The sequence below is a fragment of the Roseisolibacter sp. H3M3-2 genome, from assembly GCF_029211165.1.
Taxonomy (GTDB): Bacteria; Gemmatimonadota; Gemmatimonadetes; order Gemmatimonadales; family Gemmatimonadaceae; genus Roseisolibacter.
In genome coordinates, this window is record NZ_JARGEK010000018.1 from 1 (window position 1) to 13,916 (window position 13,916).

At 74.1% G+C, this 13,916-nt stretch carries 13 protein-coding genes and 1 pseudogene; 13 read left to right on the plus strand and 1 reads right to left on the minus strand.

What is annotated here, in order from left to right; all coding sequences use genetic code 11:
• From PYV61_RS03285 to PYV61_RS03295, 3 genes and pseudogenes are all read left to right on the plus strand, one after another.
• A pseudogene (locus PYV61_RS03285) lies at positions 1 to 359 on the plus strand (hypothetical protein); the annotation flags it as partial.
• Positions 360 to 368: 9 nt separating this feature from the next.
• Positions 369 to 2,441, plus strand: coding sequence for a TonB-dependent receptor (locus PYV61_RS03290; RefSeq protein WP_275828292.1), 2,073 nt, complete (start codon positions 369 to 371; stop codon positions 2,439 to 2,441).
• A 126-nt stretch (positions 2,442 to 2,567) separates the two neighbouring features.
• Positions 2,568 to 3,047, plus strand: a complete 480-nt coding sequence (locus tag PYV61_RS03295) for a peroxiredoxin (protein WP_275828294.1) — start codon at positions 2,568 to 2,570, stop codon at positions 3,045 to 3,047.
• 71 nt (positions 3,048 to 3,118) lie between these two features.
• On the opposite strand, the gene PYV61_RS03300 is transcribed toward PYV61_RS03295, so the two are convergent.
• A complete protein-coding gene (locus tag PYV61_RS03300; RefSeq protein ID WP_275828296.1) occupies positions 3,119 to 3,601 on the minus strand; it encodes an Hsp20/alpha crystallin family protein in 483 nt (160 codons plus the stop codon).
• 270 nt (positions 3,602 to 3,871) lie between these two features.
• Here PYV61_RS03300 and PYV61_RS03305 point away from each other — a divergent pair, with 270 nt between their 5' ends.
• The 10 genes from PYV61_RS03305 (at position 3,872) to PYV61_RS03350 (ending at position 13,898) form a co-directional block, all read left to right on the plus strand.
• Entirely contained in the window at positions 3,872 to 5,329 is a 1,458-nt protein-coding gene (locus PYV61_RS03305) for an ATP-binding protein (RefSeq protein WP_275828298.1), read from the plus strand.
• A complete protein-coding gene (locus PYV61_RS03310; RefSeq protein WP_275828300.1) occupies positions 5,326 to 6,366 on the plus strand; it encodes a response regulator in 1,041 nt (346 codons plus the stop codon). Before PYV61_RS03305 ends, PYV61_RS03310 begins: the two co-directional genes overlap by 4 nt.
• 9 nt (positions 6,367 to 6,375) lie before the next feature.
• Positions 6,376 to 7,044, plus strand: a complete 669-nt coding sequence (locus PYV61_RS03315; protein ID WP_275828302.1) for a winged helix-turn-helix domain-containing protein — start codon at positions 6,376 to 6,378, stop codon at positions 7,042 to 7,044.
• A 13-nt stretch (positions 7,045 to 7,057) separates the two neighbouring features.
• The gene (locus tag PYV61_RS03320) at positions 7,058 to 8,605 is read left to right on the plus strand and encodes a HAMP domain-containing sensor histidine kinase (protein WP_275828304.1); all 1,548 of its coding nucleotides are present in this window, start codon (positions 7,058 to 7,060) and stop codon (positions 8,603 to 8,605) included.
• Positions 8,606 to 8,733: 128 nt separating this feature from the next.
• Complete coding sequence (locus PYV61_RS03325) at positions 8,734 to 9,480, plus strand: energy transducer TonB (protein ID WP_275828306.1); 747 nt, start codon at positions 8,734 to 8,736, stop codon at positions 9,478 to 9,480.
• Between the two features lie 49 nt (positions 9,481 to 9,529).
• Positions 9,530 to 10,264, plus strand: coding sequence for a MotA/TolQ/ExbB proton channel family protein (locus PYV61_RS03330; protein WP_275828307.1), 735 nt, complete (start codon positions 9,530 to 9,532; stop codon positions 10,262 to 10,264).
• Positions 10,265 to 10,338: 74 nt separating this feature from the next.
• Positions 10,339 to 10,791, plus strand: a complete 453-nt coding sequence (locus PYV61_RS03335; RefSeq protein ID WP_275828308.1) for a biopolymer transporter ExbD — start codon at positions 10,339 to 10,341, stop codon at positions 10,789 to 10,791.
• Between the two features lie 3 nt (positions 10,792 to 10,794).
• Positions 10,795 to 11,208: a biopolymer transporter ExbD gene (locus PYV61_RS03340; protein WP_275828309.1), complete on the plus strand. Its 414-nt coding sequence runs from the start codon at positions 10,795 to 10,797 to the stop codon at positions 11,206 to 11,208.
• Positions 11,209 to 11,329: 121 nt separating this feature from the next.
• Positions 11,330 to 12,160 carry a hypothetical protein gene (locus PYV61_RS03345; protein ID WP_275828310.1) on the plus strand — a complete coding sequence of 277 codons (831 nt, stop codon included), beginning with the start codon at positions 11,330 to 11,332 and terminating at the stop codon, positions 12,158 to 12,160.
• Between the two features lie 196 nt (positions 12,161 to 12,356).
• Positions 12,357 to 13,898: an amino acid permease gene (locus tag PYV61_RS03350; RefSeq protein ID WP_275828311.1), complete on the plus strand. Its 1,542-nt coding sequence runs from the start codon at positions 12,357 to 12,359 to the stop codon at positions 13,896 to 13,898.
• Positions 13,899 to 13,916 lie beyond the last annotated feature (18 nt).

Genomic DNA, 13,916 nt, shown 5'->3' on the forward strand with positions numbered 1-13,916 from the left:
GGCCCGCGCCGCTCGACCGCGTGCACGACGCCGGCGGCACCGCGCCGCTGCGCGCGACGCTCGACCGTCTCGCGGCGACGGCGCGCGTCCGACTGTCGTACAGCCCCGACCTGCTCCCGCTCACGCGCGCCGTCTGCCTTCCCGCCGCGCCGCACACGCTCGGCGACGCGCTGGTCGCGGCGCTGGAGGGGACGGGCGCCGCGCCGGTGGTCGCCGGCGCCGACCTCGTGGTGCTCGCGCCCGCGCGCGCGTCGGCGGCGATCGGGGCCGTGCCGCTGCTCGCGCGCTCGACGGGGCGGCTGCAGCGCGTCGTCGTCACCGGCACGCCGGGCGGCGGCCCGGCGCGCGCGCCGCCGTAGGCGCTGACGGTGCTCGAGGGGCGCGCGCTGGAGCGCGAGAGCGCGCGGTCGCTGGCCGACGTCCTGAACGCCTCCGTCCCCGGGCTGTGGCTCTGGACGCAGTCGCCGACCAGCGCGCTCGCGCGCTTCGGCAGCGTGCGCGGCGCCAGCTCGTTCGGCGTCACCACGCCCAAGGTCTACATCGACGGCATCGAGGTCGCGAACCCGCTCGTGCTCACGCAGCTCGACCCGTCGCGCGTGCAGCGCATCGAGGTGATCCGCGGGCCGCAGGGCGCCGCGCTCTACGGGGCGGACGCGATCAGCGGCGTGGTGCAGATCGTCACGCGGCACGAGGGCGTGTCGGCCGACGCGCCGCGCGCGCAGCTGCGCGCCAGCGCGGGCGCGTCGGCCAGCGCGTTCGCCGACCGCGGCGTGCTGTCGCAGGACCACGCGCTCACGCTGCGGGCCGGGACCTCGGCGCGCTGGGCGTCGCTCGGCGCGACGCTGACGACGCTGGGCGCGTTCGTTCCGGGCGCCGAGGCGCGGCAGCTGGCGGCGCAGGGGGGCGCGCGCCGGGTGGGCGCGCGGGCGATCGTCTCGGGGACCGCGCGCGTCTTCGCCGGCGACGCGGACGCCCCGCTCAGCCCCGTGCTGGCCCCGGCGCTCGGCGGCCTGGCGACGCAGGACCCGCTCGCGCCGGCGATCGCCCCCGACAGCGCCACGCGGCAGCGCGTGCGCCAGTACACGGTCGGCGGCTCGGCGACGCTGCTCGGCTCCGAGCGCTGGACCCACACGGTGGTCGCGGGCCTCGACGGCTACCGCCTGGCGGGCGTCCCCGCCGACGGGCTGCTGATCCCGTCGTCGATCGACTCCGCGCTCGGGGCCGCGCGCGGCGGCGCCGACCGGCTGTCGCTCCGGGCGGCGAGCACCGCGCGCGCGGGCGACTGCCCCGCGCGCGCGGCGAGCCCCAGCCTCGGGGTGGAGCACTCGACCGCGCGCGAGCACAGCAACGGCGCCGGCACCCGGCTGGTCGTCCGCGACCCGCGCGGCGGCGGGCCGTCGCCGATGGCCCTCGCGCTCGCGTCGGGCACCAGCTGGTGGAGCAGCACCGGCGCGCTCGCCCAGGGGCAGGCGTCGTGGCGCGAGTCGCTCTTCCTGAACGGGGGCGCGCGGCTGGAGCGCATCAGTGGCCCGGCCAGCGGCGCGCAGGTCGCGCTGCTCCCGATGCTCGGCGCCGCCTGGGTGCGCGAGGTCGGCGGCGTCACGGCGAAGCTGCGCGGCGCGTACGGGCGCGGCATCCGCCCCGCGCGCACGGTGGCGCGCGGCGCGACCTGGGCCGGCGGTCGCGTCGAGCGCACGGTGACGGCGCTCGACCCCGAGTCGCAGTCGGGGGTCGAGGTCGGACTCGACCTCCAGCTCGGCTCGCGCCTCGGCGTGCAGGTGACGCGCTTCGACCAGCGCGCCTCGGGGCTCGTGCAGCCGGTCGCGACGGTGCTCGACACCGTGTACGGCCCGCGCGGCGCCCCGCGCCCGCCGCGATTCGGGTACGAGCTGCAGAACGTGGGCGCCATCGACAACGACGGCTGGGAGCTGCAGGCGAACGCCGGCGCCGGAGCGCTGACCGTCACCGGCTCGCTCGCGCTGGTGTCGAGCCGCGTGGCGCGCCTCGCGTCCGGGTACCGCGGCGACCTGCGCGAGCGCGACCGCGTGCTCGAGGTCCCGGCCCGCACCCTCGGCCTCACCGCGCAGTGGGGGGCGCGGCGCTGGTCGCTGGCGGGGAGCGTCACGCACGCCGACGACTGGATCAACTACCGCCGGCTCGCGGTCGCGGCCGCCGTGCGGGCCGCGGTCGACGCGCCGTCGTCGCCGGGCGCGCCCGGCGGCGCGCCGCCGCGCGTGCCGGTCGGCGCCGAGCTGCGGCGCTACTGGCGGGCGTACGACGGCGTCACGCGCGTCGGGGCGCGGGCGGCCGTCACCGTGTTCGGCACGAGCGCGCTCACCGTCGTGGGCGAGAACCTGCTCGACCGGCAGACGGGGGAGCCGGACGACGTCACGGTCGTCCCGGGACGCACGGTGCGCGTGGGGCTCCGCACGGGCTTCTGAGGGCGCGAGCGGGGCGCGCGCGCGTGGGAACCGCCGCGTCCGCCGGCCGTTGCGTTCGTCGCGAGCCCTCGCGCCGCCGGCTAGCTTCCGGGCGGCACCACACCCGCACCCCACCGTACGCACGCCATGACCGCGCCCACCGAGTCGTCCGCCGTTCCCGCCGTCGGCACCCAGGCCCCCGACTTCACGCTGCCGAGCACCGCGGGCGAGAAGGTGACGCTCTCCGCGCTGCGCGGCCGTCCGGTCCTCCTCGCGTTCTTCCCGGCCGCCTTCACGTCGGTCTGCACGACCGAGGTATGCGCCTTCTCGGACGACTACGACGCCTTCCAGCAGAAGGACCTCGTGGTGCTGCCGATCAGCGTCGACCTGATCCCGTCGCTGCAGGAGTTCAAGCGCAAGCACGACATGAAGGTCGACCTGCTCAGCGACGCGCGCCGCGACGTGTCGCGCGCCTACGGCGTCCTCGTCGAGCGCACGTACACCGCGAACCGCGCCTACTTCCTCGTCGACCGCGACGGGACGCTGCGCTGGGTGCACGTCGAGGAGCACGGCGGCTTCCGCCGCGAGAACGCGGAGATCCTCGCCGAGGTGGCGAAGCTGGCCTGAGTGCGGGATGAAGGTACGCAGCAGGAGGGCGGTCCCGGTCGGGACCGCCCCCCTCTCGCGTTCCGGCCCGCTCAGTGGGCCGCGGCCGGCTCGCCGTCGCTCACGCGCGGCGAGTCGCCGGCGTTCGTCCGCACCTGGATCCGCCGCGGCTGCGGCAGCGCGGCCTTGGGCAGGCGGATGCGCAGCAGCCCGTGCTCGCTGTCGGCCGAGATGGCGTTCTCGTCGAAGCCCTTCGGCAGACGGAAGGCGCGCACGAAGCGGCCGCGCACGCGCTCGCGCAGGTGGACGCGCTCCCCCTCGCGGGTCGCGCCGGCGCGCTCCCCCGAGACGGTCAGCACGCCGCGGTCCACGGTCAGGTCGATGGAGGCCGGGTCGACTCCCGCGACCTCGAGCTCGAGGACGTACTCGGCGTCGCTCTCGCGGACGTCGGCGGCGGGCGCCCAGGCGGCGCGGCCGGGCTCCACGCCGAGCGTCGGCGGGAGCGCACCCATGGTCTCGTCGAGGAGGCGGTCGACCTCGCGGCGGAGCGTCAGGATCGGGACGTTCTGGAACATGGGGACCTCGTGGCTCTTCGTGGTGGTCGGTGGTTCCCGGGTTCGGGGGATTCGGCGCCGCGACGGTCGGCCGCGCGCCTCGTCCCGGGAGGAAGGCATCCGGCGTTCCCGTCCGGCCCGGTCGATCCGACCGACGCGTGTGCCGAGCTGGCCGTCCGGGCTGTCGCCGCGGCAGCGGCGTGACCTCGGCCCGCGCTCGCCGGTCATCTTGCGATGACGAGCGCGGCCAGTAGCTTGCCCGCGCCGCGATTGCCCCCCGCCTCGCCGATCGTGCCCGCCTCGCTGCTCCCCACCCTCGTCACGCTGGCCGCCGGCCACGCCGAGCCCTTCGACGCGCTGCCGGCGGCGCTCGACGCCGTCCGGACCGCCCACGCCCTGGACGCCGTCGAGCTGACGGGCGCCGGGCGGAGCTGGCGCGCCGGCGAGGGTGCCCGGGAGTCGGCGACCGCCGGGCTCCCCCTGCGCGCGGCCGGCCGCATGGTCGGGACGCTGACGCTGATCGGGGAGGGCGCCGCGCGCGCCGCCGGGGCGCTCGCCGCCGAGGCGGACCTGCTGGCGCTGCTGGTCGCGGGCGGCAACCGCGCCGCCACCCTCACCGCCGAGCGCGACACGCGCGCCGCGGAGCTCGACGAGCAGCGCCGCTTCGCCGAGGGGGTGGTGGACGCCCTCCCGCTCGGCGTCTACGTCATCGACCGCGACTACCGCATCCAGTTCTGGAACCGGAAGCGCGAGGTCGACACCCAGGGGCTGGCCCGCGAGGCCGCCCTCGGCCGCTCGATCTTCGACGTCATGGTGCGTCAGAACGCGTCGCTCATGCGGGCCGAGTTCGACCAGGTGTTCGCGAGCGGGCAGATGCAGCAGCTGCAGCTCGAGTCGCGGTCGACGGGGGAGCTGCGCACCTACCGCATGTCCAAGATCCCGATGCGCGACGCGTCGGGGGCGGTGACGCACGTGGTCACGGTGGGCGAGGACGTGACCGAGTGGAAGGCGGCGATGGAGCGCACCGCGCAGGCCGAGAAGCTGGCCGCCATCGGGCAGCTGGCCGCGGGCGTGATGCACGAGATCAACAACCCGCTGGCGACGATCGCGGCGTGCGCCGAGACGATGACGTCCACGCTGGCCGACCTGCCGCGCGCGCAGCAGCCGCTCGGCTTCGGCGAGTACCTGCGCATCATCGATCACGAGGTGCACCGCTGCCGCGGGATCGCCGAGGGGCTGCTGAACTTCAGCCGGGCCAAGCCGCTGCAGCGCGTGTCGGTGGGGTTGAACACCGTCGTCGAGTCCACGCTCTTCCTGCTCAAGCACCACTCGCGCTTCAAGCGCTGCCTGGTGCGCCTCGACCTGGAGGAGGGGGTGGGGCCGCGGGTGATGTGCGACCCCGACCAGATCACGCAGGTCACGATGGCGCTCCTGCTCAACGCCGCCGACGCGGTGGACGGGATCGTGCGCGGGGAGGACGAGGCGCAGGCCGCCGTCACGCTCCGCACGCGCGAGGCCGCCGACGGCGCCGCGGTGCTGGAGATCGAGGACGAGGGGACGGGGATCGCGCGCGACGCGCTCGCGAAGATCTTCGAGCCGTTCTACACGACCAAGGAGCCGGGCGCGGGGACGGGGCTCGGGCTGGCGATCTGCTACGGCATCGTGCGCGATCACGGCGGCCGCATCGCGGTCGACAGCGAGCCGGGGCAGGGGAGCACCTTCCGCGTGCTGCTCCCGCTGGCCGCGTGAGCGGCGACGCCCCCGCGCCCGCGCGCGTCCTGATCGCGGAGGACGAGGCGCACCTGGGGGTGTTGCTGGAGCAGTTCCTGACCGGGCGCGGCCACCGCGTCACGCTGGTGCGCGACGGGCGGGCGGCGCTGCAGGCGCTGCAGGGCGGCGGCTACGACGTCGCGCTCACCGACGTGCAGATGCCGGGGATGGACGGCCTCGCGCTGCTGGAGGCCGCGTCGGCGCTCCCGCTGGCGCCCGAGGTCATCGTCGTGACCGGCAACGGCGCCGCCGACGTGCAGCTGCGCGCGCTGCGCGCGGGCGCCTTCGACGCGGTGGCCAAGCCGTACCGGATGGCGGAGCTGGAGATGAAGGTGCGGCGCGCGCGCGAGCGGCGGGCGGGCCGGCTGCACCTGGCGCGCGGGATCCTCGGCGAGCGCGCGTGGTCGCCGGCGTTCCTCACCGAGGACCCGGCGACGCGCGACGCGCAGGCGCGCGCCGAGTCCGCGGCACGCGAGCGCACCGTGCCGCTGGTGCTGGTCGGCGAGCCCGGGACCGGCCGCCGCACGCTCGCGGCCACGCTCGTCCCGTGGCTCGGCGCCGCGGCGCCATTCCTCGCGGTGTCGGCGTCGGTCATGCCCGACGCGGTGACGGCGACGCGGCTGGCGGGCGGCGGGCTGCTGCTGGTGCGCCACGCCGAGCTGCTGGCGGTGGCCGAGGCGGAGGCGCTCGCGGCGGCGGCCGACGAGGCCGAAACGTTCCTGGTGCTGGCGACCGTGCCCGGGAGCGCGGTGGCCGCGTGGGCCGGCACGCGCGCGGTCGACCTGCCGCCGCTGCGCGAGCGCCCCGACGACGTGCCGCTGCTGGCCGGCCTCGTGCTCGCGCGCGCGGTCGCCGAGCGGAGGGGCGCGCTGTCGCCCGAGGCGGGCGCGTGGCTGCTCGCCCGCGACTGGCCCGGGAACGCCGCGGAGCTGGACGCGGTGGTCGGCGCCGCCTTCCCGCGCTGCGCCGACCGCGCCGCGCCCCTGCCCGCCGCGGCGCTCGACCCCGCGCGTTAGCTTGGGCGGATGAAGATCCTGGTCATCGAGGACGACCCGACCGTCGGCCAGTTCGTGAAGCGCGGGCTCGAGGAGCAGCGCTGGGGGGTCGACCTCGTCGCCGACGGCGAGGCCGGCGAGCGCCTCGCGGGGAGCGGCGCCTACGACCTGATCATCCTCGACATGCGCCTCCCGGGGCGCTCGGGGCTCGACGTCCTGAACGGGCTGCGGGGGCGCGGCTTCGAGCGCCCGGTGCTCGTGCTGACGGCGCAGGACGCGGTCGACGCCAAGGTCGCGACGCTGCGCGCCGGCGCCGACGACTACGTGACCAAGCCGTTCGCCTTCGAGGAGCTGCTGGCGCGCGTGGAGGCGCTGGCCCGCCGGCCGCGCGCCCTCGCCTCGCCGCTGCTGCGCACCGCCGACCTGGAGCTCGACCAGGCGACGCGCGAGGTCCGGCGCTCCGGCGAGCGGATCGAGCTGACGCCGAAGGAGTACGCGGTGCTCGAGTACCTGATGCGCCACGCCGGGCGGGTGATGAGCCGCACGCTCATCACCGAGTACGCGTGGGGGTACCACTTCGACCCCGGCACCAACATCGTGGACGTGGTCATCAACCACCTGCGCAAGAAGGTGGACGCGCGCCACGAGCAGAAGCTGATCCACACGGTGCGCGGGGTCGGGTACGTCGTGAAGGCCTGACGCGGAGGCGCCCGTGCCGTCGATCCGCGCCCGGCTGACCACCACCTACGCGCTGGCGCTCACCGCCACGCTGGGCGCCTTCGCGGCCACCCTCTGGATCGCGCGGGGCGCCTCGGGCGACCGCGAGCTGCAGCGCTACGTGAACGACGAGGCCCAGCTGTCGCTGCGGCTGCTGCAGCAGGCGCGCGGCGTGTCGGGCGACCTGCCGCTGACCGAGGCGGTCGACCCGATGATCGGGACCGTGCTGGCGGCGCGCGCCCGGCTGCTGCTCGACGCGCTGCCGAACATCGTGATGCTCACCGACACCGCCGGCCGCATCGTCTACCGGTCGGTGGAGGCCCGCACGCTGTCGGTGGGGTCGTACGACGAGATCGTCCGCAACTCGCGGCAGCTCACGCCCACGCGCGCGGCGACGCTGGCGATCAGCCGCGACACCACCGGCGCCATCGGCGACTACGTGCGCGCCCGCGGCCTCGACCCGACCGACCGCGTGCTGATGGTGCGCACCGACGCGCCGCGGTCGGTGCTGCCGATCCAGTCGGTGATCGTGGCCACGCCGACGCGCTTCTCCGACCGCACGCGGCAGGAGCTGCTCGGCGCGATGTTCGCCGTCGCCCCGATCCTGCTCGGCGCGTCGGTGGCCGCGGCGTACTACATCGCCGGCCGCTCGCTGCAGCCGCTCGACACGATGATGGACGCGGTCGAGGCGATCACCGACGGGCGCAGCCTGCACCGCCGCCTCGACGCGCAGGCGGCCGGCGACGAGCTGGCGCGCCTCGCGGTGACGCTGAACGAGATGATCGGCCGCCTCGAGACGTCGTTCGGCGGGCTGCGGCGCTTCACCGCCGACGCCAGCCACGAGCTCAAGACGCCGCTCACCGTGCTGCGCGCCAACGTCGAGCGCGCGATGGCGGCGCCGGGCGGGTCGAGCGACCAGCTGGTGTCGCTGGAGGAGGCGCTGCAGGAGATCACGCGCATGGCCGACCTGGTCGACAGCCTCCTGACGCTGGCGCGCTTCGACGAGGGGCGGTTCGACCTGCACCGCGAGGCGGTGCCGCTGGAGCCGGTGGTGCGCGAGGTGTTCGAGACCGCGGTCATCCTCGGCGAGGCCGCCGGCATCGACGTCACGCTGCCGGCGCTCGACCCGGTGACGGTGCTGGGCGACGGCACGCGGCTGCGGCACCTCTTCCTGAACCTCGTCACCAACGCGATCAAGTACACGCCGCGCGGGGGCGAGGTCGAGGTCAGCCTGCGCGCCACCGAGGGGCACGTCGCGTTCGTCGTGCGCGACACGGGGATCGGCATCGCGGCGGCCGACCTGCCGTACATCTTCGACCGCTTCTGGCGCGCCGACCGCGCGCGGTCGCGGCGCGCGCCCGCGGAGCGCGGCGTGGAGCAGCGCGGCGGCTTCGGGCTGGGGCTCGCGATCGCGCAGTGGATCACGCAGGCGCACGGCGGCACGATCGGCGTCGTGTCGCGCCTCACGCGCGGGTCGACGTTCACGGTGACGCTCCCCGTGCCGACCCCCGACGAGCTCACCGCGGCGACCGACGAGGCGTAGGGCGGGGGCGTCGGGTGGGGCGGACGATCGGCATTAGGAACGGGTAACGGCGTCCTAATCCAATCCTAATGTTCGGGACATCCGGCCCTCATGTTCGCGGGCTAGACTCACGCCCCGAAAGGTCCACCGTGACCCGAGTCCCGAGCCCGCCCGAGCCCATGTTCAACAACCTGCTGGAGTCGAAGGCCAAGAAGCAGAAGAGCTTTGGGGCGACACTCACCTCCGTCATCATCAACGGCAGCCTCGCCGTCCTCGCCATCTACGCCACCGCGAACGCCGCGGTCGAGGCGGAGAAGCCGAAGGAGGAGAAGGTCGAGTTCGTCGAGATGAAGAAGGACGAGCCGCCGCCGCCGAAGAACGAGCCGCCTCCGCCTCCGCCGCCGGACGTGGCGGTCGCGCCGCCGCCGCCGAAGGGCTTCCAGGTCCTCACGGCCCCGGTCGAGATCCCCGACGTCATCCCCGAGGTCGACCTGAGCCGCAAGGTCACCGACGAGGCCGACTTCTCGGGCAAGGGCGTCGCGGGCGGCACGTCGAAGGGCGTCGAGGGCGCCAAGGGCCCCGTCGTCCAGGACCAGCCGTACTTCGAGTTCCAGGTCGAGAAGCCGGTGGCGCCGGTGCCGGGCACGTCCGGCCCGCGCTACCCCGAGATCCTGAAGTCCTCGAACGTCGAGGGCGAGGTGCTCGCCCAGTTCGTCGTCGACACGACGGGCCGCGTCGAGGCCGGCTCCTTCAAGGTGCTGAAGTCGAGCCACGAGCTCTTCACCCAGGCCGTCCGCTCCGCGCTCGGCAACATGAAGTTCCTGCCCGCCGAGGTCGGCGGCCGGAAGGTGAAGCAGCTCGTGCAGCAGCCCTTCCAGTTCGCGCTCACCAAGTAACCGCCCTGGGCCCCGCGCCCGACTTCCTCTCGTACCGGAGAACTCGACGATGGAAATGGATCTGATGCACCTGTGGGGCACGATGGGCTACTTCGCCAAGGGCATCGTGCTGACCCTCGCGATCATGTCGGTCTGGTCGCTGACGGTGATGATCCAGAAGTGGTGGGCGCTGCGCTCGGCGCAGGCCGAGACGCGCAAGTTCGCCCCGGAGTTCAGCCAGTTCCTCGAGGAGGACAACCTCTCCGAGGCGATCAACCTGGCGCAGAGCTACAAGAAGTCGCACGTCGCCCGCGTGCTCGGCAACGCGCTCGACGAGGTCAAGCCGCTGATCATGGACGGCTCGGTCACCGTGGCCGACATCAACTCGGCCGAGCGCGCCGTCGAGCGCGAGATGCTGATGACGATCGTCGACCAGAAGCGCGGCCTCGGCGTCCTCGCCACGGTCGGCTCGACCGCCCCGTTCGTCGGCCTGCTCGGCACGACGATGGGCATCGTGAACGCCTTCACGGGCATGGCCACGTCGGGCTCGGGCGGTCTGTCCGCGATCTCGGCCGGCATCGCCGAGGCGCTCATCACGACGGCCTTCGGTCTGCTCGTCGCCATCCCGGCGGTGTGGATGTACAACTACTTCTCGACCAAGATCGACAACCTCACGGCCGAGATGACGTACACGTCCAAGGAGATGATCGACTATCTCATCAAGGGCGTCTCGGGCGAGTTCGGCCGCTCGCGCTTCACGCGCGAGTTCACGACCGGCACGGGCAACAACCCGATCTCGCAGTAATCGCGGCCACCCATACGCCGGGCGCCCGTCTCCGGGCGGGCGCCCCGGGCCCCTAGGAGGAAGATCGAATGGGTATGTCCGCATCCGTCTCCGGCTCGGCCGTGAAGGCGGAACCGAACGTGACCCCGCTGGTGGACGTCATGCTCGTGCTGCTCATCATCTTCATGGTGATCATCCCGACGCTGACCTCGGGCCTCAACGCCGAGCCCCCGCAGGGGATCAACCTCAAGCAGCACCCCGAGGAGGAGGGCGACCAGCTCCTCGGCATCTCGCGCGACGGGCAGTACTACCTGAACCGCAACCCGATCCGCAACGAGACGCTGGGCGACCAGCTCAAGCAGATCTACGACGCGCGCGAGACGGACAAGATCCTCTACATCCGCGCCGACCGGCAGCTCGAGTACAGCAAGGTGCTCGACGCGTCGGACATCGCCTCCAAGTCGGGCGTGCGCGTCGTCGGCTACATCAGCGAGCAGACGCCGGGGACCGAGGAGCAGTCGGTCGAGGCCAAGAAGGGAGGCGACTGACCCATGAGCATGTCCACTGGTGGCGGCGGCGGGCTGAATGCCGAGCCGAACGTCACGCCGATGATCGACGTGCTCATGGTGCTGCTGATCATCTTCATGGTCATCGTGCCGTCGAGCCGGAAGGCGCTGGACGTCCAGCTCCCCGACCCGAACCCGGCGCCCGCGACCTCCACCCCCAGCACGCAGATCGTGCTCGAGGTGCTCCCGGGCGACCAGTTCACGGTCAACAAGCAGCCGGTCTCCGGTCCGCAGCTCGCGACGCGGCTCAAGGAGATCTTCGACCCCCGCCCCGACAAGATCATCTTCGTCAAGGGCGACCCGAAGGTGCCGTACCAGGCGGTGATCCAGGCGATGGACATCGCGCGCGGCGCCGGGGTGAAGGTCATCGGCATCCCGCCCAAGGACGCGGGCGCCTGACGCCCGGCCGCCCGAGGGCGACCGACGTGCGGCGGACGAACCCTCCGGGGCTCGTCCGCCGTAGTCGTGTGTACTACCGACGCGGCTTGCCGCGCTGGACCCCCAACCCCCGCCTCCCCGCATGGCCCACGAGCCCTGGCGCGACGACACGGTCGACGCCGCTCGTCCGGAGCGCCCCCGCCTCCGGCCCCCCGTCGGCATCCCGTCGCGCGTCGGCAGCAGCCGGCGCTCGACCATCGCCGCCGTCGCGCTGCACCTGCTGGTCGTGATGCTCATCGTCACGCCGTGGGCCGCCCCCCGCGTCCTCGACGAGATCGAGGGCGCCCGCGGCGCCGGCCCCGCGGGCGGCGGCGGGGGCGGCACCCTCGGCACCGGCGGCAGCCGGGCCGGGATGGGGGTGCGCGAGCGCCTCTTCTACGTGCAGGTCGCCCCGGCCCCCGCGACGCCTGCCCCCACCGCCCCGGCGCCACCGCCCCCGCCGCCGCCCAGGCAGGAGCCGGTCCCGGTGCCGCTCCCGGCGCCCACCGTCGTGCCGCCCAAGCCGGCGGCCGCCGCGCCCGTCCCCGGAGTCGGCGTCGGCACCAGCGCCGACGGCACCGCGGGCTCGGGCCCCGGCTCCGGTGGCGGCGTGGGCGCCGGCATCGGCACGGGGCGGGGGAGCGGCGTCGGCCCCGGCACCGGCGGCGGCAACGGCGAGATCTATCCGCCGCAGGCGACCGAGATCTTCATCCCGCCGATGCCGATTCCCGGGAAGGTGAAGGGGACGCGCATGGTCGCCATCTTCGACGTCGACTCGACGGGGAAGGTGCTCTCGTTCGAGTTCACCGAGACGCGCGACGGCGGCTACAACCGCAAGTTGCGCGAGGTGCTGAACGGCTTCCGGTTCAGGCCGGGTACCAGGGCGGACGGCACACCGGTCCGCGCCAAAGGCCAGATCGCCTACGACCTCTAGACGCCCGCTGCCTCCGGCCAGCGGGCGTTTCGTTTGGGCCCCAACTGGCGGCCACGACAGGTGTCGCGGCGCATCTCGTTGCCGCGCCGGCTCCTATGGCATCCCGTGACGCGCGCCAGTATGTTGCCCGCCACGTCCGCCGGGGCCGCCTCGCGCGTCGTTCCCCCCGCCCGGCGTCCCCCCTCACCCAGCCCGCATGAGCAGTCTGGCGGCCGAGCCCCGTACCGACGCGGGCCCAACGCACGCCCAGCGCGACGGCGAGCAGGAGTTCGTCAAGGCGCTGACCTTGATGGACGCGACGATGCTCGTCGCCGGGTCGATGATCGGCTCGGGCATCTTCATCGTCTCCGCAGACATCGCGCGCACGCTCCAGTCGCCGGCGTACCTGCTGCTCGCCTGGGTGCTCACCGGCGTCATCACGCTGCTCGGCGCGCTCGCGTACGGCGAGCTGGCCGCGATGTACCCGAAGGCGGGCGGGCAGTACGTCTTCCTCCGCGAGGCGATGGGCCCACTCATGGGCTTCCTCTATGGATGGACGCTGTTCGTCGTCATCCAGACCGGGACCATCGCCGCCGTCGCCGTCGCCTTCGGGCGCTTCCTCGGCGTCCTGTTCCCGGCGGTCAGCCCGGACCGCTACGGCTGGTTCCCGCAGGCCGACGTGTGCGTCGCCTGGCTCGGGTGCCGTGACGCCGCGACGCAGAGCCTGCAGCTCGGGCTGACGCCGCAGCGGCTGGTCGGCCTCCTCTCGGTGTGGCTGCTGACCGCGGTCAACCTGCGCGGCGTCCGCGAGGGGAAGGCGGTGCAGACGACGCTCACCGTCGTGAAGACCGGCGCGCTCGCGCTCCTGATCCTGCTCGGCCTGACCATCGGCCGCAACGCGACCGCCGTCGCCGCCAACTTCGGCCCCGGCCAGTTCGCCCCCGAGGTCTCGTTCACGACGCCGTTCGTGATCGTGTTCGGCAGCGCGCTCGTCGGCTCGCTGTTCTCGAGCGACGCCTGGAACAACGTCACGTTCGCGGCCGCCGAGGTGCAGAACCCGCGGCGCAACCTGCCGCTGGCGCTGGTGCTCGGCACGGGGCTGGTGACGCTGCTCTACGTCACCGCGAACGTCTCGTACCTGAACGTCCTCCCGTTCGCCGGGACGCCCGAGGCGCCCGGGGTGCTGGAGCGCGGGATCATGCACGCGACGCAGGACCGCGTGGGCACCGCGGTGGCCGAGGTGATCTTCGGCGGCGGCGCCGTGACGATCATGGCGGTCGCGATCCTGATCTCGACCTTCGGGTGCAACAACGGGCTGATCCTCGCCGGCGCCCGCGTCTACTGGTCGATGGCCCGCGACGGGCTGTTCTTCAGGAAGGCGGGCACGCTCAACGCCAACGGCGTCCCCGCCTTCGCGCTCATGGCGCAGGCGGTGTGGACGACGCTGCTCTGCCTCACCGGCACCTACGGGCAGCTGCTCGACTACGTGATCTTCGCGGCGCTGGTGTTCTACGCGCTGACGACGATCGGGCTGTTCGTGCTGCGGCGCACGCGCCCCGACGCCGAGCGCCCCTACCGCGCCATCGGGTACCCGGTGCTGCCGGCCCTCTACATCGCGCTCTCCACCGCGGTCGCGGTGATCCTGCTGGTGGCCGAGAAGACGCGGACGCAGGCCATCTCGGGCCTCGTGCTGGTGCTGATCGGCGTCCCGGTCTACCTCGCCTGGCGCGCGCGCGACGCCGCGCCGGCGGCCTCCTAGTCTTCACGCCCCTGCCGG

Coding starts and splice junctions, on each gene's coding strand:
- PYV61_RS03295 (WP_275828294.1), top strand. CDS start 2,568: ATGACCGCGCCCACCGAGTCGTCCGCCGTTCCCGCCGTCGGCACCCAG.
- PYV61_RS03300 (WP_275828296.1), bottom strand. CDS start 3,601: ATGTTCCAGAACGTCCCGATCCTGACGCTCCGCCGCGAGGTCGACCGC.
- PYV61_RS03315 (WP_275828302.1), top strand. CDS start 6,376: ATGAAGATCCTGGTCATCGAGGACGACCCGACCGTCGGCCAGTTCGTG.
- PYV61_RS03330 (WP_275828307.1), top strand. CDS start 9,530: ATGGAAATGGATCTGATGCACCTGTGGGGCACGATGGGCTACTTCGCC.
- PYV61_RS03335 (WP_275828308.1), top strand. CDS start 10,339: ATGTCCGCATCCGTCTCCGGCTCGGCCGTGAAGGCGGAACCGAACGTG.
- PYV61_RS03340 (WP_275828309.1), top strand. CDS start 10,795: ATGAGCATGTCCACTGGTGGCGGCGGCGGGCTGAATGCCGAGCCGAAC.
- PYV61_RS03345 (WP_275828310.1), top strand. CDS start 11,330: ATGGCCCACGAGCCCTGGCGCGACGACACGGTCGACGCCGCTCGTCCG.
- PYV61_RS03350 (WP_275828311.1), top strand. CDS start 12,357: ATGAGCAGTCTGGCGGCCGAGCCCCGTACCGACGCGGGCCCAACGCAC.